2 rRNA genes are annotated in these 590 nt (G+C 45.6%); both read right to left on the bottom strand.

Going from position 1 to position 590, the window contains the following annotated elements:
* Window positions 1-146: ribosomal RNA gene (locus AC1DSK_RS17465) — 23S ribosomal RNA — on the bottom strand; the annotation flags it as partial.
* A gap of 236 nt (window positions 147-382) precedes the next feature.
* Window positions 383-590: ribosomal RNA gene (locus AC1DSK_RS17460) — 16S ribosomal RNA — on the bottom strand; the annotation flags it as partial.

Genomic DNA, 590 nt, shown 5'->3' with positions numbered 1-590 from the left:
GCTCTATTAAAAACAGTGGGTTTCCCCATTCGGAAATCTCCGGATCAAAGCTTACTTACAGCTCCCCGAAGCATATCGGTGTTAGTACCGTCCTTCATCGGCTCCTAGTGCCAAGGCATTCACCGTGCGCCCTTATTAACTTAACCTAAAAGTTAAAAAGTTCTTACGCATACAACCGAAGTTGTATGTTGAATTACTTGAATGTTTATTGCTTTCAATGTCGTTTTATCCAGTTTTCAAAGAACAAAGGTTTGCTTTGCGACGAATAATCGCAGAAGCAAGTTTTGAAAGTATCCTCTTCTATAAAGAAGATGAACCTTCAAAACTGAACGCAAAACGTCAACTTATAGACCCGAGGTCTATATTCCGTAATTATCCTTAGAAAGGAGGTGATCCAGCCGCACCTTCCGATACGGCTACCTTGTTACGACTTCACCCCAATCATCTGTCCCACCTTCGGCGGCTGGCTCCTAAAAGGTTACCTCACCGACTTCGGGTGTTACAAACTCTCGTGGTGTGACGGGCGGTGTGTACAAGGCCCGGGAACGTATTCACCGCGGCATGCTGATCCGCGATTACTAGCGATTCCC

Source organism: Paenisporosarcina sp. P4_B8 (assembly GCF_056402175.1).
The sequence above is the reverse complement of the archived record's forward strand: the minus strand, read 5'-3'. Positions and strand labels throughout refer to the sequence as shown.